Below are 21,982 nucleotides of genomic sequence, written 5' to 3' on the forward strand. Positions count from 1 at the left end.
ATCAGGCCAAGCGAAGAAATTCCAGGATTTCGGGCAGGTAAAGGTCGAAATCGCTCAGCGCGTGATCGCCGCCCTCCACCAGGCGCACACGCCCGGCCTCATGGCAAGCCAGCATTTCGCGCCAATCCAGCACCTCATCCCCCTTGGCGATCACGGCCAGTTTTTTTGTTGTGTGGGGCTGGTGGGGCTGAATTTTCGACTCCAGATCGGCCAGTTCCCGCACATAGTCCGCCTCAAAGAAAACCTTTTGAGAGGGGTCGTGCCAAGCCGGATGTTCGCCAATGTAGCCCGCCAAATCACGCGCGGGGTGCACAGCGGGATTGAGTAAAACGGCCGGGCAACCCAGTTGCTGTGCCAGCCAGGCGGCATAAAAGCCGCCCAACGAAGACCCCATGATCGCCATGCGCTCTCGAGGCCAGGCTGAAACACCCGCCAACAATGCATCGATGGCCTGACGGGGAGAAGCGTGCAACTGCGGGCACCACCAAGTCACGCCCGGATGGTCTGCCTGAACAATCCACGCCATTTTTTGGGCTTTGGCCGAATTCGGCGAAGACCGGAAACCGTGCAAATAAAGCAGGTGGGTGGTGCGGGTCATCACCAGGCAGGTTGAAGGGCGGCCAGTCCACGGGGGGCCTCAGAGGCATTGTCAAAGGTCACCACTTCATAGGCATCAGGACGCGACAACAACTCCCGCAGCAAGCGGTTATTCAAGGCATGCCCTGAACGGAAAGCGCTGTATGCGGCCAACAGCGGTTTGCCCAAGATGTACAAATCGCCCATGGCGTCCAGAATCTTGTGCTTGACGAATTCATCGTCATAGCGAAGACCATCCGAGTTAAGCACCTTGTAATCGTCCATCACGATCGCATTGTCCAGTCCCCCACCCAGGGCCAGGCCATTGGCGCGCAACATCTCCACATCTTTGGCGAAGCCAAAGGTTCGGGCTCGGGCGATGTCGCGGGCATACACACCCTCAGACATGTCGAACACCACTTGCTGCCCCGTGGAGTCGACGGCAGGATGACGGAAGTCGATTTCAAAACTCAGTTTGTAACCATGGTAGGGCGTCAAACGCGCCCACTTGATGTTCTCACCCTCCCCTTCAGACACTTCCACAGGTTTGAGCACGCGCACAAAGCGCTTGGGCACAGACTGCTCCACCACACCCACGCTTTGCAGCAAAAAGACGAATGAGGAAGCCGACCCGTCAAGGATGGGCACTTCTTCAGCGGTGATGTCGACATACAGGTTGTCAATCCCCAAACCTGCGCAGGCCGACATCAGGTGCTCGACCGTCAAGACTTTGGCTTGCCCCACAGAAATCGTTGAGGCCAAGCGGGTATCGGTCACCGCCTCGGCACTGACCGGAATATCAACCGGCTCCGGCAGGTCAATCCGGCGAAACACGATACCAGTGTCCGGTGCCGCCGGGCGCAGGGTCAACTCGACCCGCTGGCCACTGTGCAAACCGACACCCACGGCTTTGGTCAGGGTTTTGAGAGTACGTTGTGCAAGCATGTGCAAATTTTAAAGGGCCAGGAATTCAATGGCGTTGACAAGGCATTCATCCACACGCAAATTGGGGGCAGACAGGCACATGCCCATCTGCCCCCAAAGCACCCGAAATGTCCGTCAGATCAGCAGATCAGCAGATCAGTCTGCCTGTTTGCGCAAGAACGCGGGGATTTCGATGTCGTCCATCCCCGCACTGGCCATGCCATCCACACGGGCAGCGGCATGGGTGCGGTTGCTGCGCCAGATGGCAGGTGTGTTCATGCCGCTGGTGGCCAAGGGTGCGCCCGCCTGCGTCGATGCAGCCATTGCGTTTTGACCGCCCATGGTGAAGGGCACGTTGTCGGTGCCAGTGCGCAGCACTTGCAGCGGCGGAGCCGTGCGGCGAGCACCCAGTTTTGACAAGCCTGTGGCCACAACGGTCACACGGATTTCGTCACCCAGCGACTCGTCATAGGCTGTACCGTAGATCACATGGGCATTTTCCGAAGCGTATGCACGGATGGTGTTCATCGCTTGCTTGGACTCGGACAGCTTCAAGGAGCCTTTGGCTGCACTGATCAGCACCAAAACACCTTTGGCACCCGACAGGTCCACCCCTTCAAGCAGTGGACAAGCCACAGCTTGTTCAGCGGCAATGCGCGCACGATCCGGGCCACTGGCCGCAGCGGTACCCATCATGGCCTTGCCGGGCTCACCCATCACGGTGCGCACATCCTCAAAGTCGACGTTCACATGCCCTGGCACGTTGATGATTTCGGCAATACCGCCCACCGCGTTCTTGAGCACATCGTTGGCATGGGCAAAAGCCTCGTCTTGCGTCATGTCTTCGCCACCGGGCAATTCCAGCAGCTTTTCGTTCAGCACCACGATCAGTGAGTCGACATTGGCTTCGAGTTCCTGCATGCCCAAATCGGCATTGGACATGCGTCGGCCACCTTCAAACTCGAACGGTTTGGTCACCACACCCACGGTGAGGATGCCCATCTCCTTGGCGATGCGCGCAATCACTGGCGCAGCGCCTGTGCCTGTGCCGCCACCCATACCGGCGGTGATGAACAACATGTGCGCGCCCTCGATCGCAGCGCGGATATCGGCTTCTGCGCTTTCTGCAGCTTCGCGGCCTTTTTCAGGCTTGCTGCCTGCTCCCAGACCGGTTTGACCCAACTGGATGAAGCGGTGTGCGGCGCTGCGGGCCAAGGCTTGTGCGTCGGTGTTGGCGCACACGAACTCAACGCCCTGGACTTGGCGCTCGATCATGTGTTCAACAGCGTTGCCGCCGCCGCCGCCGACGCCGATCACTTTGATCTGGGTGCCTTGGTTGAATTCTTCGGTTTGGATCATTTCAATGGTCATGGTGCTTCTCCTAAATTGGTTTGCAGTTGCCTGGGTGTTCTGAAAGCGTTTTTATTGGGACGGGAATACCAACATCGACACGGTCGCGCTGCCGGTGGACTGGCTTTGGCTAAATAGGGGTTTTTCCAGTTCATCAGAAGTTCCCCACAATAAAGTCTTTGAATCGGCCAAAAGCGTTGTTCACGGAACTCTTCTTTTGTGTGACCTTGTAACCACGCAAGCGGGCCAAACGGGCTTCTTCAAGCAAGCCCATCACGGTGGCAGCGCGCGGCTGACTGACCATATCGGCCAAGCCTCCTGCGTACTTGGGCAGGCCGCGGCGCACGGGCTTGAGAAAAATGTCTTCGCCCAACTCGACCATGCCGGGCATGATGGCGCTGCCGCCAGTGAGCACGATGCCCGAAGACAACACTTCTTCGTAGCCCGATTCGCGGATAACCTGGTGCACCAGCGAGAAAATTTCTTCAATGCGTGGCTCGATGACGCCTGCCAGCGCCTGCCTACTCAGCATGCGTGGGCCACGGTCACCCAGCCCAGGCACTTCCACCTGCGCGTCAGGATCGGCCAGCAACTGCTTGGCGAATCCGCTTTCCACCTTGATGTCTTCGGCGTCTTTGGTAGGCGTGCGCAAGGCCATGGCGATGTCACTGGTGATCAGGTCACCGGCGATCGGAATCACTGCTGTGTGACGGATGGAGCCGTTGGCAAAAATCGCCACATCGGTGGTTCCCGCGCCGATGTCAACGCACACCACGCCGAGCTCACGCTCGTCTTCTGACAACACGGCCAGGCTGGAGGACTGGGGGTTAAGCAACAACTGGTCCACTTCCAGCCCACAGCGGCGCACGCACTTGATGATGTTTTCTGCAGCACTTTGTGCACCGGTGACGATGTGCACTTTGGCTTCCAGACGCATGCCGCTCATGCCGATCGGCTCTTTGACTTCTTGCCCATCGATCACGAATTCCTGTGGGGCCACCAAGAGTAGGCGTTGATCTGTCGAGATGTTGATGGCACGGGCGGTTTCCATCACACGTGCCACATCAGCCTGAGTGACTTCCTTGTCCTTGATGGCGACCATGCCGCTGGAGTTGAGCCCTCGAATGTGGCTGCCGGTGATGCCCACGTTCACGCGGGTGATCTTGCAATCTGCCATCAACTCGGCCTCTTTCAGCGCTTGCTGAATGCTTTGCACCGTGGCATCAATGTTGACCACCACGCCACGCTTGAGGCCATTGCCCGGCGCAATACCAAGTCCTGCAATCTTCAGCGAACCGTCCGGCATCACCTCGGCCACCACCGCCATGACTTTGGATGTGCCTATGTCCAAGCCAATCACCAGATCTTTGTACTCTTTTGCCATATCAATCACCGTTTCCGTTTCATTCTTGCGTTTTGATCTCTTAGGGCTTTTTATTGCCATCTGCTTCCAGCGTAGTGACGCCACGCAAGCGCAAGGCATAACCATCTTTGTGGCGCAAATCTGCACCCGCCAAGGCTGTGGGCGTGCGGCCATAACGGGCCGTCACTTGCGAAAGCGTACTGAAAAAAACTTTCAGCTGCGCTGCGATTTCAGCTTCTGTACCCCGGCCCAACTCCAGCAAGGCACCTCGTTCTGTTTGCACACGCCAACTGCCTCGTGGCGTCAATTCGAGTCGGTCAATGCCCATATCCATGGCTTCAAATAGGGGCACCAAATCACGGTACATCTGCACAACAACAGCCGACTGGTCATCAGGGCCTTTCAAACGCGGCAAAGTTTCCACGTCGAGGTCTTCCACGTTCGCTTCAAATACACGACTTTGCTGATTCACCATTTTGTTAGCGCCATCGTCACCCCAAAGGGCCATGGGCTCATGCTCCACCAACACCGCTCTCAAACGGTTGGGGAAGTCACGGTGCACCACCGCACCCCGAACCCAAGGCACAGCTTCAAATGCTTCGCGCGTGCGGTTCAAATCGATGGTGAAAAAGTTGCCACTCAATTGCGGCATCACATTGGCCCGCAATGTGACCGCGTTGTTACGTGTCACTTCACCTTGCACCGTGATCGCCTGAATCGCGAAGGCGGGGTGACGCAGCAGCCACCAGGCCACCCCACCCACAAGCAGCAACACGAATACAAGCACCAGCGATGCAGCGGCCATGTTCATGAGCCTGATATCGATTGGCAGGGGCATGGATTTTTTCACCCTTGATCCTCCTGCGCATGGTCCAGCTTGGCAGCGTCCAGCAACTGGCAGCACAAGCTTTCATAGCTGATGCCTTCAGCCTTTGCGGACATGGGCACCAGTGAATGCCCTGTCATGCCCGGCGAAGTGTTGATCTCGAGCAGGTAGGGTTGCCGTGTCGATGCATCGATCATCACATCAATGCGCCCCCAGCCTCGGCAGCCCAGCACCTGGTAAGCCTTGATCACCAAGGTTTCAATCTCAGCCTCTTCGGCTGCAGGCAAGCCACTGGGCACCAAATATTGGGTGTCATCGGTGAAGTACTTGTTCTGGTAGTCGTAGTTGCCCTGAGGCGCAACGATGCGAATCACCGGCAGAGCCTTGGCTGTATCACCTTCACCCAACACCGGACAAGTCACCTCATCTCCCACGATACATTGTTCACACAAAATGTCGGCATCGCACTTCGCGGCCATCGTCAATGCGGCAGGCAAGTCTTTGACCTGCTCAACCTTGGTCACACCAATCGAAGACCCCTCCCGAGCAGGCTTGACAATCATTGGCAGGCCCAAGGCCTTCACAAGACCGTCCACCGACACACTGTCCAATTGCTCGCGACGCACCAACACATAGGCGGGTGTGGGCAAGCCTTCGGCCAGCCAAACGCGCTTCGTCATGGTCTTGTCCATGGCGATGCTGGAGGACATCACACCCGATCCGGTGTAGGGAATGCCCAGCAACTCAAGCGCACCTTGCACCGTGCCGTCTTCGCCATAGCGGCCATGCAAAGCAATGAAGCACGCGTCAAAACCCTCACGCTTCAACTCACTTAAATCACGCTCGGCCGTGTCAAACGCTGACGCATTTACACCGGACGACTGCAGCGCTCTCAACACACCTCGTCCAGACATCAAAGAGATTTCACGCTCGGCAGAGCGCCCACCCATGAGAACGGCAACCTTGCGGAAATTGAAGGTACTCACGATGCACCTCCCATCTCAACGACTTTGGCGGGTACTGCGCCAATGGATCCAGCGCCCATGCAGATCACCACATCGCCATCGCGGGCGTTGTTCAGGACAGCTTGGGGCATGTCCGTGATCGCATCCACAAACACCGGCTCCACCCTGCCGGCCACGCGCAACGCACGGGCCAGCGAGCGGCCATCAGCAGCCACGATTGGGGCCTCACCTGCGGCATAAACCTCGGACAACAACACACTGTCGCAGCCCTGGCCAATCACTTTCACGAAATCTTCAAAGCAATCACGGGTGCGGCTGTAGCGGTGCGGCTGGAATGCCAGCACCAGACGCCGTCCAGGAAATGCGCCACGGGCCGCAGCGAGCGTAGCGGCCATCTCAACCGGATGATGGCCATAGTCATCGATCAATGTGAACGCGCCTGCACCACCGGCCACCCGCACATCGCCATACCGTTGAAAGCGACGACCGACCCCTTTGAACCCTGCCAATGCGTGCTGCACAGCCGCATCGTCCACACCCAATTCAACCGCTACAGCCACTGCCGCCAGCGCGTTGAGCACGTTGTGGTTCCCTGGCAGGTTCAACACCAAATGCAAATCTGGCAAAGTCACGCCGTTGCGCCGTTGCACGGTGAAATGCATCCGGCCATTCTCGGCACGCACATCCACAGCACGCACCTGAGCGCCTTCGTTCAAGCCGTAGGTGGTCACAGGCCGGGCGATGTCACCCACGATGGACTGAACCCCGGGATCGTCAGAACACACAATGGCCGTGCCGTAAAAAGGCATCCGGTGTAAAAACTCCACGAATGCCGCTTTGAGTCGTTTTAGATCGTGGCCGTATGTTTCCATATGGTCGGCGTCGATGTTGGTCACCACAGCCATCACCGGCAGCAGGTTCAAAAATGAGGCATCCGACTCGTCTGCTTCAACCACGATGTAATCACCCGTGCCCAGTTTGGCATTGGCGCCCGCACTGTTCAGCCGGCCTCCGATCACAAAAGTCGGGTCCAAACCGGCTTCAGCCAACACACTGGCCACCAAGCTGGTGGTGGTGGTCTTGCCGTGTGTGCCCGCAATGGCAACGCCCTGCTTCATGCGCATGAGTTCGGCCAGCATGACCGCGCGCGGCACGATCGGGATATGACGTTCGCGTGCAGCCAGCACCTCAGGGTTGTCAGACTTCACAGCCGTCGATGTGACCACTGCATCGGCATCCTTGACGTTACTTGCAGCGTGGCCCACATGGGTCTTGATTCCCAATGCCGCCAAGCGCCGCAGTGTGGCACTGTCTGACAGATCAGAGCCGGAAATGACATATCCCGAATTGAGCAGCACCTCGGCAATACCACTCATACCAGAGCCACCAATGCCGATGAAATGAATTTTTCGGATGGCGTGTTTCATGCTGTCAGTTCCTCACAAGCCAATACGACTTCTCGGGTCGCATTTGTTTTTCGCTGCACGTAGGCTTGTTGTGCACAGGCCAATAAAGTCTCCCGATTCAAACCCGAGAGACGCTCAGCCAGTGCCTGCGCTGTCAACTCGGCTTGCGGCAGAAGCCAGCCCCCGCCCTGCGCCACCAAAAACTGTGCATTGGTGGTTTGGTGGTCGTCCACCGCAAAGGGAAAGGGCACAAACAAGGCCGCCGCACCCACGGCTGCAATTTCGGTCACCGTGCTGGCACCTGCCCGACAGATCATCAGATCAGCCTGCGCAAATGCGGTGGCCGTGTCATCAATGAACGGCGTCAATTCCGCCTGGATGCCTGCCGCCTCGTAGTTGGCCCGCAAGGCGTCAATTTGTTTTGCCCCGCTTTGGTGTGTCACCAGTGGGCGCGTGTGTGCAGGCATCAAAGCCAAGGCCTGCGGCACGATGTCGTTCAGGGCCTTGGCGCCCAGACTGCCACCCACTACAAGGATCCGCAATGGACCTGTCCGGCCAGCAAAACGGTCTGCCGGAGGGGCTTGCTCCGTGAACTCACGGCGCAGTGGATTGCCCACACATTGACCCTGCTTGAATACGCCTGGAAATGCTGTGAAGACCCGATCAGCAATCTGCGCCAGGACTTTATTGGCCAGGCCCGCCACCGAATTTTGCTCATGCAACACGACAGGCTTTCCACACAAACTGGCCATCAGCCCACCTGGGAATGTGATGTAGCCACCAAAGCCGAGAACCACATCAGGCCGAACGCGGCGAACCACCAGCAAACTTTGCCAGAACGCCCGCAGCAAACGCAAAGGCAGCAGCGCGAATGTCTGAATGCCTTTGCCGCGAACACCACCAAAGGCCACCACTTCAAAGACAAAACCACGCGGTGGTACCCATTGGCTTTCCAAGCTGTCGGGTGCGCCCAGCCAATGCACGCGCCATCCTTTTTCACGCAATGCCTCTGCCACAGCCAGTCCTGGAAAAATATGCCCCCCTGTGCCGCCAGCCATGACCAATGCGCATTTGGTTTTCATGACCGCCCTCCACGCATCATCTGTTTGTTCTCGGCATCTATGCGCAACACCACAGCGATGGCGATCAGGTTCATCATGATGGCCGAGCCCCCATAGCTCATCAAGGGCAGCGTCAAACCCTTGGTGGGCAATGCCCCCAAATTGACACCCATGTTGATGAAGGACTGAAAACCGATCCAGATACCCACCCCCTGGGCGACCAAACCCGAGAAAACCTTGTCCAGCGCGATGGCCTGACGGCCAATCACCATGATGCGGCGACTGAGCCACAAGAACATGAAAATCACCAGTGACACACCCACCAAGCCAAATTCTTCACCAATCACAGCCAACAAGAAGTCGGTATGCGCCTCTGGCAACCAGTGCAACTTTTCCACGCTGCCCCCCAACCCAACGCCCCAGACCTCGCCACGTCCGATGGCAATCAGAGAGTGGGACAACTGGTAGCCCTTGCCCAACGCATGCTCGGCGCTGAACGGATCAAGGTACGCAAAAATACGTTCCCTGCGCCAGGAGGATGCGGCAATCATCATCACGAATGCGCCCACCAGCACCGCGAAAATCAGGAAGAACATGCGGGCATTGACACCCCCCAAAAACAAAATACCCATCGCAATGATGGCGATCACCATGAAGGCACCCATATCAGGTTCGGCCAGCAAAAATACACCTGCAAGTGCCACTGCTGCGCCCATGGGCAAGACGGCGCGAAAGAACCGCTCTTTCACTTCCATCTTGCGCACCATGTAATCGGCTGCATAAATGATGGTGGCAAATTTCGCCAACTCGGACGGCTGAAAATTGATGACCCCAAAGGAAATCCAGCGCCGTGCACCATTGACCCCTTTGCCGATGAACGGAATCAGGACCAATGCCAACAAAACCAGGGAAATCACAAACAGAGGCCTGGCAATTTTTTCCCAGGTTTCTGTGGGGATCTGAAAAGCAAGAAGAGCCATGACGCTGCCAACCAGCATGGAAATTACATGACGGGTCAGGAAATGGGTCTGCGTGTAACGTGAAAAACGGGGGTTGTCCGGCATGGCGATCGATGCCGAATAAACCATCACCATGCCCCACATGAGCAAGGCCACGACCACCCAGACCAGCGCCTGGTCCACACTTTGCAAACGGGTCGCCGATCCTGGGGCGTTGCGGGCAAAGTCATAACTGCCCAGATTCACGGGAAGGGCTTGAGAACCCGCACCCTGTCCGCTCAATGTGCGGCCCGTCAAGAGTCGGCCCATGCGCGCAAAGCCTGCCTGAATGCGTTGGTTGATGGACAAGATGTCGCTCACAACCCGCCCTCCATCGACACGCCCGCCACCTCGGCCAGGCGGGCAACCGCCGTGCGAAAGACCTCAGCACGGTGGCCGTAGTTGTCAAACATGTCAAAACTGGCACACGCGGGTGACATCAACACGGCATCGCCACTTTGGGCCAGCGCAGCCGCTTGCGCGACCGCATCGTCCATGTCTACCGCATCCTGTAATGGCACGCCACTGCCTTGCAAAACCTCCCGTATGCGTGATGCATCACGGCCGATCAAGACCACGCTCCGCGCAAAGCGCGTAACGGGTTCAAACAACGGGCCAAAGTCCTGGCCCTTGCCATCACCGCCCAGAATCACCACGACGCGACGGTCAAGGCCCAAACCGTGCAAAGCCGCCACGGTTGCACCGACATTGGTGCCCTTGCTGTCATCGAAATATTCCACTTCATGGACGATGGCCACCGATTCCACGCGGTGCGGCTCACCCCGGTATTCGCGCAGGCCGTAAAGCATGGGTCCTAAGGCGCAACCGGCATGGCTGGCCAGAGCCAGTGCCGCCAGCGCATTGACAGCGTTGTGACGACCCCGAATGCGCAAGGCATCTGCGGGTATCAAGCTCTGGATGTGCAGCTCCTCGGCTTCCTCTTTGCGACGTCTGCGGGTTTCATCGGCTTCCAGTGCACGCACCAACCAGGTCATGCCGTTCATCACTTCAATACCGAAATCACCAGGCCGGGTTGGCATGTCGCCACCAAATGTCACGCAGGCACGCTCTAGGGGTTTTTGCAGCTTGACCCGAACGGGCTGGGGACGCATGGCCATGACCTGCGGGTCTTCACGGTTCAGCACCATCAAGGCCTGTGCACCAAAAATTCTGGCCTTGGCTGCTGCATAAGCAGCCATCGAACCGTGCCAATCCAAATGGTCTTGTGAAATGTTCAACACCGTGGCGGCTGTGGGCTCAAAACCCTCGCAGCTGTCCAGTTGAAAGCTGGACAGCTCCAGCACCCAGACTTGTGGCAATGCACCGGCCATGGGGTGAACGGCCGCGGGCGCCACCGGGGCCTGCGGCCGCGGCTCGTCCTCTTCACCATCCGGTGTGTCCAGGATTTCGTGGTCGGCGCTTTGGAGCGCTTCAATGCGGGCATCGTTGACCGGCTCAGTCACCTGTTTTTCTTCGCGTTCCAGGTCTTGCTGAGCCACCTGCATATCGGCATGCGCCATGGCTTCGGCCAATGTATCGAGCAAGGTGGGGCCAATATTGCCAGCCACCTTCACCGTTTTTCCCGCACGTGCCACGAGTTGCCCCGTGAGCGAAGTCACCGTGGTTTTGCCGTTGGTGCCCGTGATCGCCAGGACCTGGGGGGCATAGCCAAAACGGGCTTTCAAATCTTGCAGGCCATCAGCAAACAAACTGAGCTCACCGCCTTGCCAAAGGCCGATGGCATGGGCTGCGTCGACCACCGGGGCCACGACACTGGGTGCCAGGCCAGGGCTACGGAACACAGCGCGCACCGAAGTGCCCTCAACCAGACTGGCGACAAAGGGGCCAAATATAAACCGCACCTGCGGCCACTCGGCCTGCAGCACCGACAACTGCGGCGGCGCTTCACGGGTATCGGCCACCGTCACTTCTGCGCCGGCATGGGCGCACCAACGGGCCATTGCCAGGCCCGAAGTACCCAAACCGAGAATCAGAACGTGTTGGCCTTGAAGCTGCATGGTTTATCTCAGCTTCAAGGTCGACAAGCCGATCAGGCAGAGCAGCATGGTGATGATCCAGAAGCGGACAACCACCTGCGTTTCTTTCCATCCGCTTTTTTCGAAATGGTGGTGCAAGGGCGTCATCTTGAGGATGCGTCGGCCTTCACCGTATTTTTTCTTGGTGTATTTGAAATAGGCGACTTGCGCCATCACCGACAAAGCCTCGACCACAAAAATGCCGCCCATGATGGCCAATACGATTTCCTGGCGAACGATGACCGCGATGGCGCCCAAAGCGGCGCCCAACGCCAAAGCACCTACATCGCCCATGAAGACTTGTGCAGGGTGCGTGTTGAACCATAAGAAGGCCAAGCCAGAGCCCGCCATGGCAGCACAAAAAATCATCAACTCACCGGCGCCGGGAATATACGGAAAGAACAGGTATTTGGAGTAAACCGAACTGCCTGTGACATACGCAAAAACACCCAGCGCTGAACCGACCATGACCACCGGCATGATGGCCAAACCATCCAGGCCATCGGTCAAATTGACCGCGTTGCTGGCACCGACAATGACCAAGTAAGTCAGGAGCACAAAACCCAACACGCCCAGCGGGTAGTTGACCTCTTTGAAAAAGGGCACCTGCAAACCGGCCTTGGGCGGCAGGTTCACATCGAATCCAGACATGACCCATTTGCCAAACAGGTCCAGCACGCGCAAATTCGATACTTCGGAAATACTGAAAACCAGATACAGCGCCGCCAACAAACCGATCACCGACTGCCAGAAATATTTTTCGCGCGAGCGCATGCCTTCGGGGTCTTTGTTGACCACCTTGCGCCAGTCATCCACCCAGCCAATGGCACCAAACGCCAGGGTCACGATCAGCACAATCCAGACAAAGCGGTTGGACAGGTCAAACCACAACAAGGTTGAGATCGCAATCGACAACAAAATCAACACACCACCCATGGTGGGCGTTCCACTTTTGGCCAGATGCGACGCCATGCCGTAACCACGGATCGGCTGGCCAATCTTGAGTGCTGTCAGGCGCCGAATGACAAAGGGGCCAGCCGCCAAGCCAATCAACAGCGCCGTCATCGCGGCCATCACGGCACGGAAGGTGATGTATTGAAAAACGCGCAGAAAGCCCCATTCTGGTGACAAACTTTGTAACCATTGCGCCAAACTAAGCAACATGGGTTTGCCCTTTCAAGTCAATGGGAGTTGTTTGCTGTTTTTCGCCATGCAACAGCAAGGCTTCGACCACACGCTCCATCTTCATGAAGCGTGAGCCTTTGACCACCACGCTCTGAAAGCCGCCGATGTGCGATGTGACCGCGGCCAGCAGGCTGTCCATGGCGTCAAAATGGTGCGCACCGCCAAACGCAGGGCACGCGTGCACGCACAAATCACCCAAGGTGTAGAGCATTTCGATGTCGCGTTCGGCGGCATAAGCACCGACTTCGGCATGAAACTCGGGGCCCTGGTTGCCTACTTCGCCCATGTCACCAAGTACCAGCAAACGCGGTGCAGGCAACTCGGCCAGGACGTCGATCGCGGCACGTACCGAGTCGGGGTTGGCGTTGTAGGTGTCATCGACCAATGTGATCTCACCGGTCTGGGTGTGCAGCACCAGGGCGCGTGAGCGGCCCTTGACGGGCTCGAAAGCTTGCAGCCCTTGGGCCACCACGGCCAACGGCACGCCGACAGCGAGCGCACAAGCACTGGCAGCCAGCGCGTTTTTGACGTTGTGACGGCCCGCTATGTGCAAGCGTACAGGCGCAGTGCCCTCAGCCGTCTTGAGGGTGAACTGCCAGGCACCCGAATGCCAGACCACCACGGCGGCCCCGACATCAGCGGGCACTTGGCAAGGAGCCAATGCAAATGTGCGCTGTGTACGTTGCCCCGCCAAGTCTTGCCAGAGATTTGTAAAGACTTCGTCAGCTGGAAAAACCGCCACACCACCCACGGGCAAAGCCTGCAGCACCGCACCATTTTCCAGCGCCACAGCATGCACTGTGCCCATGAATTCCTGGTGTTCTCGCTGTGCATTGTTCACCAGCGCCACAGTGGGTTGGGCCATTCGGGCCAGGCTGGCGATTTCGCCTGGATGGTTCATACCCAACTCGACCACGGCCAGGCGGTGGTGGGCGCGCAGATTGAACAAAGTCAATGGAACACCGATGTCGTTGTTCAGATTCCCCTGGGTCGACAAGGCATCAGGACCCACATAAGCGTTCAAGATCGAAGCGATCATCTGCGTCACCGTGGTCTTGCCATTGCTGCCGGTCACGGCAATCAAAGGCAAGTCGAACTGTGCGCGCCAGCCGGCCGCCAATTCACCCAAGGCGATGCGCGCATCAGGCACCACCAAGGCGGGCAACCCCTGTGCAAGGGCTTGAGACTCACCCGAGGGCTCGCACATCACGGCTACAGCCCCTTGGGCCTTGGCCTGGGCGATGAACTGGTTGCCATCAAATCGTTCGCCGCGCAATGCGACAAACAGATCGCCAGCCTGCAAGCTGCGGCTGTCGGTGTGAACCCGATCGACCACCACAGACTGAACATTCACGCCCCGTGCCTGGTTCAGCCAAGCCAATGCCACGTCGAGGCTGAGGTTCATTTTGGAATTCGCGCTGCTCATGCGTTCAATCCCTGGCTTTGAGCCGCCCGCTGCCGCAAGGCGATCTGAGCCTGAGCTACGTCCGAAAAAAGGTGACGCACACCCATGATTTCTTGCTCGGTTTCATGCCCCTTGCCCGCCACCAGCACGACATCCTGAGTTGCGGCTTGCGCCACTGCTTCGGCAATGGCCAAAGCCCGATCTGTCTGAATGCGGGCCAGCGCAGGTCGGGACAAGCCTGACACCATCGCAGCCAGAATCGCTTCAGGTGATTCGGTGCGGGGGTTGTCACTGGTCAGCACCACTTGGTCGGCAGCGGCTTCGGCGGCGGCGGCCATTAAAGGGCGCTTGCCTGCATCACGGTCTCCGCCGCAACCCAGTACGCACCACAAGCGGCCGCCACGGGCTGCTGCCTGCGAACGCAGCGCGTTCAGGGCGTGCGACACAGCATCGGGGGTATGCGCGTAATCAATCACCACCAAGGGCTGTTTCTGTTCAGTCTGCCCCGAGGTCACACGCTGCATACGGCCAGGCACAGCCGACAAATGCGAACAGGCTTGTACAGCCTCTTTCAAATCAACGCCCAGGGCGCGCAAACTGCCGATGACACCCAGCAGGTTGTCGATGTTGTAGTCACCCATTAAATCGGTGTTCAGGGTCTGCACATCCTGCCCTTCAACAACCTCAAAAGCGATGCCGTTTTGGCCAGTCAAGGGACGGGCTTGCAAACGGGCAGCACCGCGCCGCGAGCAGGTCCACAACTCCAGCGAGGTCAGCTGCAGCTGCTTGGCCAGCTGTGCGCCTTGCGCATCATCGATGTTGATGACCGCCGCTTGCAAACCGGGCCAGTTGAACAAGGCGGCTTTGGCTGACCAATACCGGGCCATGTCACCGTGGTAATCGAGGTGGTCTTGCGTGAAATTGGTGAATACGGCCACATGAATGTGCGTGCCGTCCAGGCGGTGTTCAGCCAGCCCGATGGACGAAGCCTCTAAAGCGCAATGTGTGACCGCTTCATCGACGAACACCCGGAACTGTCGCTGCATCAGCACCGGGTCGGGCGTGGTCATGCCCGTGTGAACCAGATCAGGCAAGCGGCCCACACCCAATGTGCCGATCAATCCACAGGCCTTTTGCAACACAGGCGACGACAAGGCCTGTGCCAGCCACCAGGCGGTGGAGGTCTTGCCATTGGTGCCTGTCACAGCCAGAACACGCAGTGTCTGGCTGGGGTGTTGGTAATAGGCATCGGCCACCAAGCCAGTTTTTGACTTGAGGCCTGGCATCACTGCCAGCGCCTGCAGTGCATCAGGTTTGACTGCGCCAAGCCAGCGTTCGCAGTCTTGTGCCTCCATCAGACAGGCCGTGGCCCCCTGATTCAGGGCTTGCGCCAGATAACGGCGCCCATCAGTGGCCGCACCGGGCCAGGCGATGAACGCATCACCGGGCTTGACCATCCGGCTGTCGGTACGCAACTCGCCCGTCACGCGGGCGTGCAGCCACTTCGCAGTTTCGGGGGCGCTGTGCAAGGTCTGCATCAGAACGACTCCTCGACCGACTTGGCCACAATTTGTGGTTTGACCGCCATGTCGGGCTGCACACCCAACAAGCGCAAGGTTTGTTGCACGGTCTGGCTGAACACGGGTGCAGCCACATCGCCACCGTAATACCGGCCATTGCTGGGTTCGTCGATCATCACCGCCACCACAATGCGAGGCGCCTCGATGGGCGCCATTCCGACAAAAAAGCCCCTGTATTTTTTACCGGCGTAACCTTTGCCTTCCTGTTTGTGTGCCGTCCCGGTTTTGCCCCCCACGGAATAACCCATGGTTTGGGCTTTCTGTGCAGTACCCCCCGGGCCTGCGGCCATTTGCAGCATCTTGCGCATGGCTTTTGCGTTTTCGGCACTGATGACGCGTACACCCGCTACCTGTTGCTCAGCCTTCATCAGTGTGGCCGGGACCACTTCGCCATCGCGGGCAAACACGGTGTAAGCCCTGGCCACCTGGAACAAGCTGCCCGAAATGCCATAGCCATAACTCATGGTGGCCTGCTCGATGGGTCGCCAGGTTTTGTAGGGGCGCAAGCGCCCGGTGACCACGCCCGGAAAAGGAAGTTGCGGCTTTTGTCCGAAGCCGACTTGCGCAAACATTTCCCACATTTCGCGAGGCTGCAGTTGCATTGCCAGCTTGACCGTGCCCACATTGCTTGATTTTTGAATGATCTCGTTCACCGTGAGCACCCCATGCGGGTGCGCATCGGTGATGGTCGAGCCGGTGATGGTGATGCGACCGGGTGCCGTCTGAATCGGCGTCTCGGGTTTGACCAGCCCTTTTTCCAGCGCCAGCGCCACTGCAAATGGCTTCATGGTTGAGCCTGGCTCGAAGGTGTCGGTCAAGGCCCGGTTGCGCAATTGCTCGCCACTCAGGTTGATGCGTTTGTCAGGGGAATAGCTGGGGTAATTGGCCAGCGCCAGAATTTCGCCAGATTGGGCATCAAGCACCACCACGCTGCCGGCTTTGGCCTTGTTTTCAAGCACCGCTTCGCGCAACTTCTGGTACGCAAAAAATTGCACCTTGCTGTCGATGCTCAACTGCAAATCCTCGCCATCAACGGGGGGCACGGTCTCCCCCACGTCTTCCACGACCCGCCCCAATCGATCCTTGATGACACGGCGCGAGCCCGGCTTACCTGAAAGCTGCTTCTGGAACACCAGCTCAACGCCTTCCTGACCCTGGTCTTCTACATTGGTAAAGCCCACGATATGCGCTGCCGCCTCACCCTCAGGGTACAAACGCTTGTATTCCTTGATGTCGTAAACACCCTTGATGTTGAGCGCAAGAATTTGCTTGACCACGGGCTCGTCAAGTTGCCTGCGCAACCAGACAAAGGTCTTTTCATCGTCTTTCAATTTTTTGTCCAGCTCGGACGTCGACATTTCCAGCAGACGGGCCAATTCACGCAACTTGACAGGGTCACGCTCCATGTCTTCTGGGTTGGCCCAGATGCTCGGCGCAGGCACGCTCGATGCCAGCAACATACCATTGCGGTCCAGCACGCGTCCCCGATTGGCAGGCAATGTGAGCGTTCTCGTGAAACGGACCTCACCCTGGCGAATGAAGAAATCATTGGCGAAGACCTGCACATAGGCGGCACGCGCCACAAGACCCATGAAACCCAAAGCGATGGCGGCCACAATCAGCTTGCTGCGCCAGACTGGTGTTTTGCTGGCGAGCAACGGGCTGGAAGAGAGCTGGACACTGCGGCTCATGGTCGAACCTCCTTGCCGGAGACAGCAGCATCTTTGGCCGACACGTATTGAGTGATGGCAGGAGAAGCGGGGCGCATTTGCAACTGCTGCCGTGCGATTTGCTCGACCCGCAAAGGGGTCGCTTGGGCCCGGCGCTCGACCTGCAGCCGGTCCTGATCGATCTCCAGCCGTTTCGCTTCTTTACGTGCCGACTCCAGTGCCATGAACACGCGCCGGGTTTCGTATTGGCTGTGCACCAAAACCAGCGCACTGACCATCACCGCCAGCAACAAAAAAACGCTCAAGCGGGTCATGCGGGCACCTCGGTTCGCTCAGCCATGCGCATGATTGCGCTGCGCGAGCGGGGGTTTCCACGCACCTCGGCTTCACTGGGGCGTACACGCCCACAGGTTTTCAAGCGCATCTTTACGGGCTCTGCAAAAGGAACACGCCGGTCCACCACTTCTTTGGAGTGCTTGGCCATGAATTGTTTGACGATGCGGTCTTCCAGCGAATGGAAACTGATCACCACCAGGCGGCCACCTGGCGCAAGCACATGCAAGCTGGCTTTTAGCGCTTGTTCGAGCTCCGCAAGCTCTGCGTTGATGAAAATCCGAAAAGCCTGAAATGTCCGCGTTGCAGGGTTCTGGCCCGGCTCGCGGGTTTTGACCGTGTCAGCCACGAGCTGGGCCAAATCGGTGGTGGTTGAAATTGGGCCCCGCTCTTGTCGGCGAGCCACAAGCGCCTTTGCAATCTGAACAGCAAACCGTTCTTCGCCATAGTCACGTATCACCTCCGTGATTTGATCCACCGTGGCTGCTGCCAGCCAATCGGCCACACTTTCTCCGCGCGTGGTGTCCATGCGCATGTCGAGCGGGCCCTCAAAACGAAAAGAAAAACCCCTCTCGGGGCTGTCGATCTGGGGGGAGCTGATGCCCAGGTCCATCAGCACACCATCGATGCTGCCAGGTGGCAACTCACCCAGATGCGAAAAACCTTCGTGCCGAATCGAAAAGCGGGCATCGTCAATGCGCCCCGCCTCGGCAATCGCCTCTAAGTCTTTGTCAAAGGCCTGCAACCGGCCTTGCGCCGACAGACGAGAAAGTATCAAGCGAGAATGGCCGCCACGGCCGAATGTGGCATCCACATAAGAGCCGTCCGCGCCCGCTGCAGCTTGGAGCAATTCATCCACAGCTTCGCTCAAAAGTACCGTCGTATGGGTCAATTCAGTGGGAGTCATGGCGTTCAAAAGGAAAAGTCCTTGAACACATCGGGCATGTCGCCCTGCATGGCCTGCGCCTCTTGCGCTTCATAAGTGGCTTTGTCCCACAATTCAAAGTGATTGCCCATGCCCAACAGCATGGTGTCTTTGGAAATGCCGGCAGCCTGCCGCAACTCGGGTGAAATCAGCACACGCCCCGTGCCATCCATTTCCACATCCATGGCATTGCCCAAAAAGATGCGCTTCCACCATTGGGCGGACATGGGCAACTGGGCAATTCGCTCGCGGAATTTTTCCCACTCGGTACGTGGAAAAACCATGAGGCACCCGTGCGGGTGCTTGGTGATGGTCAGCTGGCCCTGTGCCGTGGCGCTCAGGACGTCACGGTGCCGAGTCGGTACAGACAACCGCCCTTTGGCATCCAGACTCAGCGATGAGGCCCCTTGAAACACAGCGATGACCTTTTCCTGTTGAAATTTGCAAGTGAAGACACTTTTCCCCACTTAATTGCACTTTTTTGCACTGTATCAGGAATTCAACGCAACTCATCAGGTGTAGATCGATTTTTTTCAATGAAATCAAGGGCTTAGCGGCGAAACCGAACCTTGATGAATCAGGAATTTCTATGTAAATTAGGCACTTACGAGAGGCAATGAAAGTAACCTATGAAGGATTTTAAAAAAATTAAAAACATGTAAATCTTCAAAATAAGTTCGATGTTTTCACTTTTCGTGGTTTGCGTCCAAGCGTAAAAAAACCCCTGGGAAGGGGTTTTCAGGTGTGGCAAGTGGGGGCTCAGCTCAATCACCGAACATTTTTTGCTTCAACTCACGCCGTTGCTGAGCCTCAAGGGACAAAGTCGCTGTGGGACGGGCCAGCAATCGACCGACTCCGATCGGCTCGCCGGTTTCATCACAGTAGCCATATTCGCCCGCATCAATCAAACCAATCGATTGCTCGATTTTCTTGAGCAATTTGCGCTCACGGTCACGGGTGCGCAGCTCCAGAGCATGTTCTTCTTCAATAGTGGCACGGTCTGCCGGATCAGGCACCACCACGGTGTCTTCGCGCAAATGCTCGGTGGTTGCGCCTGCGCTGTTCAGGATTTCTTGCTTCAGAACAGACAGCTTGCGGCGGAAATACGCCATTTGAACCTTGTTCATGTACTCCGAGTCGGGCATGGCCAGAATTTCGGCATCGGTCAAGCTCTCGACCGGCTTGGTCTTCCAGTTGTTGGCCAGTTTGGGGTCTTTCTTGATCGGCGCAAAAGGTGCAGAGACAGCCGCCACGGGGGCGCTGGGCATGAAACTGGCCTTTGCAGCTGTGGAGGCCACCGCAGGAGGCAGTGAGGGCACGGTGATCTGGGCCAAACGCGCAGAAGGTCGGGTTGATCGAATCAATTGATCGGGGCCAGCGGGCGCCACTGCCATCACGGCAGCTTGGGCGACCGGAGGGGTCAGTGTCGCCACTTTTTTAACAGTCATAGGTTTCGCTTCAGGTACGGGGGTCTTCTTTTGAGGAGAAGGTGCGGATTTGACCTTGGCCTTGGGGGCTGGGGTCGACTTCGGTGCAGCAGTGACTGCCTTTTTAGCGATCGGCACTGCAGCTTTGGGTTTGTTTTTGGAAGTTGCCACCTTGGAAGGCACAACGGCAGGCTTGGACTGCTTGCCAGGCTTAGCGGCAGGTGTGGTTGTTTTGGTTTTCGTTGCAGCTTTGGTGCCGGGTGAGGCTTTGACAGCGCCCTTGCCTGGTGATACCGGCTTGGCAGGCACGGGCTTTTTGGGGGGCAGGGCTTTTGAAGGTGCCGTCTTTTTGACCAGTGCAGATTTGGAGGTCACCGATTTTTTGAGTGGTACAGGTTTGGAGGGGGCCGACTTTTTGACCTGTGCAGGTTTGGCAGAGGCCACCTTTTTAACCGGTGCCAGCTTTGTTTTCGCCTTGCTTGCAATCACTTTTGTCGTTATTTTTTTATTCGAGGTCTTCACGTCTTGTCTCCTGGCCGTGTGAAAAGGCAGGCCCAAACCCCTTGCCACACAGCAGCAACCGATTGGAAAACCTGTTCATTTGCGTTTCGAGCCCCTGTTATAGACCTGACAGGGTTCACCAGCCTTGCCCAAAAGGGAGGCCTCAGGCGGGCGATTGTAGCGATAAGAAGGATCAAAAAATGCCAGGCAGACGATTAAAGACAGGAATGCAAAAAATGCCATAAAGGCAGCTTATGCGGTGCCCAGCCCATCAGACGAGGCACTGCTCCAAACCTTGCAGCAGAATGTCTTTGGGTAAATCGATGCCAATGAACACCATCTTGCTCATTTTGGATTCACCATCGGCCCACATCGGACCCAAATCGCTGCCCATGAGTTGGTGCACCCCCTGGAAAATCACCTTGCGCTCTGTGCCGCGCATGTTGAGCACGCCTTTGTAACGCAGCATGCGAGGGCCATAAATGTTGACGATGGCACCCAGAAAGTCTTCCAGCTTGGCCGGCTCAAACGCCCTGTCCGACCTGAAAACAAAACTTTTCACATCGTCGTCGTGGTGATGGTGATGGCCTTGTCCTTGGCCCTTTTCAGGGGCATGCGAGGGGTGGTCGCAATGCTCGCCATGGTCGTGATCATGTTGGTGTGAAGGGTGGTCGCAGTCATCACCATGCACATGGTCATGGTCATTTAAAAAGTCCGGGTCGATGTCAAGTTTGGCGTTCAGATTAAAGCCTTTGAGATCGAACACCTCCGACAGCGCCACCTCACCAAAATGCACCACTTTTTGCGGCGCACGCGGGTTCATGTGTTTCAGGCGGTGTTGCAGGGCGTCGAGTTCTTGCGCTGGCACAAGATCGGCCTTGCTGATGAAAATCTGGTCGGCAAAACCCACCTGTCGACGGGCCTCCTGCCGGTCGTTCAGTTGCTGGGCAGCATGCTTGGCATCCACCAAAGTCAGAATCGAGTCGAGCAAAAAGGTCTCGGCAATCTCATCGTCCATGAAAAATGTTTGCGCCACTGGTCCCGGATCGGCCAAGCCGGTGGTCTCTATCACAATGCGGTCAAAGTTCAGCAGGCCCTTGCGGCGCTTGGCAGCCAGCAACTGCAAAGTGGCACGCAGGTCCTCGCGAATCGTGCAGCAGATGCAGCCGTTGCTCATCTGAATGATTTGCTCATTGGTTTCCGACACCAGGATCTCGGTGTCGATGTTCTCCTCGCCAAACTCGTTTTCGATCACAGCGATTTTCTGGCCGTGGGCCTCGGACAGCACGCGCTTGAGCAGTGTGGTTTTGCCCGAACCGAGAAAGCCTGTGAGGATGGTGGTGGGGATCAGGGACATGTCGCAATTCCGCTCAAAAGGTCAAAAAAACAAGAGTGCAAGTGTAGCGACACATTCAAATCCACCGTGCGTAGGTCGGGCTTGGCCTCACACA

20 protein-coding genes are annotated in these 21,982 nt (G+C 57.5%); 1 reads left to right on the forward strand and 19 read right to left on the reverse strand.

Annotated features, from left to right (window positions below):
• Nucleotide 1: 1 nt before the first annotated feature.
• The 18 genes from B9Z45_RS04540 to dksA form a co-directional block, all read right to left on the reverse strand.
• Complete coding sequence (locus B9Z45_RS04540; RefSeq protein ID WP_108406049.1) at nucleotides 2-598, reverse strand: YqiA/YcfP family alpha/beta fold hydrolase; 597 nt, start codon at nucleotides 596-598, stop codon at nucleotides 2-4.
• Nucleotides 598-1,521, reverse strand: coding sequence for a UDP-3-O-acyl-N-acetylglucosamine deacetylase (gene lpxC / locus B9Z45_RS04545; protein ID WP_108406050.1), 924 nt, complete (start codon nucleotides 1,519-1,521; stop codon nucleotides 598-600). The genes B9Z45_RS04540 and lpxC overlap by 1 nt, the downstream gene beginning before the upstream one ends.
• Nucleotides 1,522-1,656: 135 nt before the next feature.
• Nucleotides 1,657-2,871, reverse strand: a complete 1,215-nt coding sequence (gene ftsZ / locus B9Z45_RS04550; protein ID WP_108406051.1) for a cell division protein FtsZ — start codon at nucleotides 2,869-2,871, stop codon at nucleotides 1,657-1,659.
• Nucleotides 2,872-3,004: 133 nt separating this feature from the next.
• Nucleotides 3,005-4,234: a cell division protein FtsA gene (gene ftsA / locus B9Z45_RS04555; protein ID WP_108406052.1), complete on the reverse strand. Its 1,230-nt coding sequence runs from the start codon at nucleotides 4,232-4,234 to the stop codon at nucleotides 3,005-3,007.
• Nucleotides 4,235-4,274: 40 nt separating this feature from the next.
• The gene (locus B9Z45_RS04560; RefSeq protein WP_233252073.1) at nucleotides 4,275-5,051 is read right to left on the reverse strand and encodes a cell division protein FtsQ/DivIB; all 777 of its coding nucleotides are present in this window, start codon (nucleotides 5,049-5,051) and stop codon (nucleotides 4,275-4,277) included.
• 8 nt (nucleotides 5,052-5,059) lie between these two features.
• A complete protein-coding gene (locus B9Z45_RS04565; RefSeq protein ID WP_108406054.1) occupies nucleotides 5,060-6,028 on the reverse strand; it encodes a D-alanine--D-alanine ligase in 969 nt (322 codons plus the stop codon).
• Nucleotides 6,022-7,431, reverse strand: a complete 1,410-nt coding sequence (gene murC / locus B9Z45_RS04570) for a UDP-N-acetylmuramate--L-alanine ligase (protein WP_108406055.1) — start codon at nucleotides 7,429-7,431, stop codon at nucleotides 6,022-6,024. The genes B9Z45_RS04565 and murC overlap by 7 nt, the downstream gene beginning before the upstream one ends.
• Nucleotides 7,428-8,492: an undecaprenyldiphospho-muramoylpentapeptide beta-N-acetylglucosaminyltransferase gene (gene murG / locus B9Z45_RS04575; RefSeq protein ID WP_108406056.1), complete on the reverse strand. Its 1,065-nt coding sequence runs from the start codon at nucleotides 8,490-8,492 to the stop codon at nucleotides 7,428-7,430. The genes murC and murG overlap by 4 nt, the downstream gene beginning before the upstream one ends.
• Nucleotides 8,489-9,739, reverse strand: a complete 1,251-nt coding sequence (ftsW, locus tag B9Z45_RS04580) for a putative lipid II flippase FtsW (RefSeq protein WP_108406135.1) — start codon at nucleotides 9,737-9,739, stop codon at nucleotides 8,489-8,491. The genes murG and ftsW overlap by 4 nt, the downstream gene beginning before the upstream one ends.
• Nucleotides 9,740-9,786: 47 nt before the next feature.
• Nucleotides 9,787-11,487 carry a UDP-N-acetylmuramoyl-L-alanine--D-glutamate ligase gene (gene murD, locus B9Z45_RS04585; protein WP_108406057.1) on the reverse strand — a complete coding sequence of 567 codons (1,701 nt, stop codon included), beginning with the start codon at nucleotides 11,485-11,487 and terminating at the stop codon, nucleotides 9,787-9,789.
• 3 nt (nucleotides 11,488-11,490) lie between these two features.
• Nucleotides 11,491-12,669 (reverse strand): phospho-N-acetylmuramoyl-pentapeptide-transferase, encoded by a 1,179-nt coding sequence (gene mraY / locus B9Z45_RS04590; protein WP_108406058.1) that lies wholly within the window; start codon nucleotides 12,667-12,669, stop codon nucleotides 11,491-11,493.
• Entirely contained in the window at nucleotides 12,659-14,116 is a 1,458-nt protein-coding gene (murF, locus tag B9Z45_RS04595) for a UDP-N-acetylmuramoyl-tripeptide--D-alanyl-D-alanine ligase (protein ID WP_108406059.1), read from the reverse strand. The genes mraY and murF overlap by 11 nt, the downstream gene beginning before the upstream one ends.
• Entirely contained in the window at nucleotides 14,113-15,633 is a 1,521-nt protein-coding gene (locus B9Z45_RS04600) for a UDP-N-acetylmuramoyl-L-alanyl-D-glutamate--2,6-diaminopimelate ligase (RefSeq protein WP_108406060.1), read from the reverse strand. Before B9Z45_RS04600 ends, murF begins: the two co-directional genes overlap by 4 nt.
• Nucleotides 15,633-17,366: a penicillin-binding protein 2 gene (locus B9Z45_RS04605; protein WP_108406061.1), complete on the reverse strand. Its 1,734-nt coding sequence runs from the start codon at nucleotides 17,364-17,366 to the stop codon at nucleotides 15,633-15,635. The genes B9Z45_RS04600 and B9Z45_RS04605 overlap by 1 nt, the downstream gene beginning before the upstream one ends.
• The gene (gene ftsL / locus B9Z45_RS04610; protein WP_108406062.1) at nucleotides 17,363-17,659 is read right to left on the reverse strand and encodes a cell division protein FtsL; all 297 of its coding nucleotides are present in this window, start codon (nucleotides 17,657-17,659) and stop codon (nucleotides 17,363-17,365) included. The genes B9Z45_RS04605 and ftsL overlap by 4 nt, the downstream gene beginning before the upstream one ends.
• Nucleotides 17,656-18,585, reverse strand: coding sequence for a 16S rRNA (cytosine(1402)-N(4))-methyltransferase RsmH (gene rsmH, locus B9Z45_RS04615; protein ID WP_108406063.1), 930 nt, complete (start codon nucleotides 18,583-18,585; stop codon nucleotides 17,656-17,658). Before rsmH ends, ftsL begins: the two co-directional genes overlap by 4 nt.
• A gap of 5 nt (nucleotides 18,586-18,590) precedes the next feature.
• Nucleotides 18,591-19,019 carry a division/cell wall cluster transcriptional repressor MraZ gene (mraZ, locus tag B9Z45_RS04620; RefSeq protein WP_108406136.1) on the reverse strand — a complete coding sequence of 143 codons (429 nt, stop codon included), beginning with the start codon at nucleotides 19,017-19,019 and terminating at the stop codon, nucleotides 18,591-18,593.
• A gap of 348 nt (nucleotides 19,020-19,367) precedes the next feature.
• Nucleotides 19,368-20,051: an RNA polymerase-binding protein DksA gene (dksA, locus tag B9Z45_RS04625; protein ID WP_370445805.1), complete on the reverse strand. Its 684-nt coding sequence runs from the start codon at nucleotides 20,049-20,051 to the stop codon at nucleotides 19,368-19,370.
• A gap of 49 nt (nucleotides 20,052-20,100) precedes the next feature.
• Between dksA and B9Z45_RS04630 the strand changes: the two genes are divergently transcribed.
• Nucleotides 20,101-20,574: a hypothetical protein gene (locus B9Z45_RS04630; RefSeq protein WP_108406064.1), complete on the forward strand. Its 474-nt coding sequence runs from the start codon at nucleotides 20,101-20,103 to the stop codon at nucleotides 20,572-20,574.
• A 228-nt stretch (nucleotides 20,575-20,802) separates the two neighbouring features.
• On the opposite strand, the gene B9Z45_RS04635 is transcribed toward B9Z45_RS04630, so the two are convergent.
• On the reverse strand, nucleotides 20,803-21,888 hold the full coding sequence (locus B9Z45_RS04635; protein WP_108406065.1) for a GTP-binding protein: 1,086 nt from the start codon (nucleotides 21,886-21,888) through the stop codon (nucleotides 20,803-20,805).
• Nucleotides 21,889-21,982 lie beyond the last annotated feature (94 nt).

Origin of the sequence: Limnohabitans sp. 2KL-17 (assembly GCF_003063415.1) — a bacterium.
Lineage (GTDB): Bacteria > Pseudomonadota > Gammaproteobacteria > Burkholderiales > Burkholderiaceae_C > Limnohabitans_A.

What these genes read in the sequence shown, in the direction of transcription:
- murF (WP_108406059.1), bottom strand. Translation starts at nt 14,116, where the DNA reads ATGAGCAGCGCGAATTCCAAAATGAACCTCAGCCTCGACGTGGCATTG.
- B9Z45_RS04540 (WP_108406049.1), bottom strand. Translation starts at nt 598, where the DNA reads ATGACCCGCACCACCCACCTGCTTTATTTGCACGGTTTCCGGTCTTCG.
- mraY (WP_108406058.1), bottom strand. Translation starts at nt 12,669, where the DNA reads ATGTTGCTTAGTTTGGCGCAATGGTTACAAAGTTTGTCACCAGAATGG.
- B9Z45_RS04600 (WP_108406060.1), bottom strand. Translation starts at nt 15,633, where the DNA reads ATGCAGACCTTGCACAGCGCCCCCGAAACTGCGAAGTGGCTGCACGCC.
- ftsA (WP_108406052.1), bottom strand. Translation starts at nt 4,234, where the DNA reads ATGGCAAAAGAGTACAAAGATCTGGTGATTGGCTTGGACATAGGCACA.
- murG (WP_108406056.1), bottom strand. Translation starts at nt 8,492, where the DNA reads ATGAAAACCAAATGCGCATTGGTCATGGCTGGCGGCACAGGGGGGCAT.
- ftsZ (WP_108406051.1), bottom strand. Translation starts at nt 2,871, where the DNA reads ATGACCATTGAAATGATCCAAACCGAAGAATTCAACCAAGGCACCCAG.
- ftsL (WP_108406062.1), bottom strand. Translation starts at nt 17,659, where the DNA reads ATGACCCGCTTGAGCGTTTTTTTGTTGCTGGCGGTGATGGTCAGTGCG.
- ftsW (WP_108406135.1), bottom strand. Translation starts at nt 9,739, where the DNA reads ATGGGCCGACTCTTGACGGGCCGCACATTGAGCGGACAGGGTGCGGGT.
- rsmH (WP_108406063.1), bottom strand. Translation starts at nt 18,585, where the DNA reads ATGACTCCCACTGAATTGACCCATACGACGGTACTTTTGAGCGAAGCT.
- lpxC (WP_108406050.1), bottom strand. Translation starts at nt 1,521, where the DNA reads ATGCTTGCACAACGTACTCTCAAAACCCTGACCAAAGCCGTGGGTGTC.
- B9Z45_RS04560 (WP_233252073.1), bottom strand. Translation starts at nt 5,051, where the DNA reads ATGCCCCTGCCAATCGATATCAGGCTCATGAACATGGCCGCTGCATCG.
- dksA (WP_370445805.1), bottom strand. Translation starts at nt 20,051, where the DNA reads ATGACTGTTAAAAAAGTGGCGACACTGACCCCTCCGGTCGCCCAAGCT.
- murC (WP_108406055.1), bottom strand. Translation starts at nt 7,431, where the DNA reads ATGAAACACGCCATCCGAAAAATTCATTTCATCGGCATTGGTGGCTCT.
- B9Z45_RS04605 (WP_108406061.1), bottom strand. Translation starts at nt 17,366, where the DNA reads ATGAGCCGCAGTGTCCAGCTCTCTTCCAGCCCGTTGCTCGCCAGCAAA.
- murD (WP_108406057.1), bottom strand. Translation starts at nt 11,487, where the DNA reads ATGCAGCTTCAAGGCCAACACGTTCTGATTCTCGGTTTGGGTACTTCG.
- B9Z45_RS04635 (WP_108406065.1), bottom strand. Translation starts at nt 21,888, where the DNA reads ATGTCCCTGATCCCCACCACCATCCTCACAGGCTTTCTCGGTTCGGGC.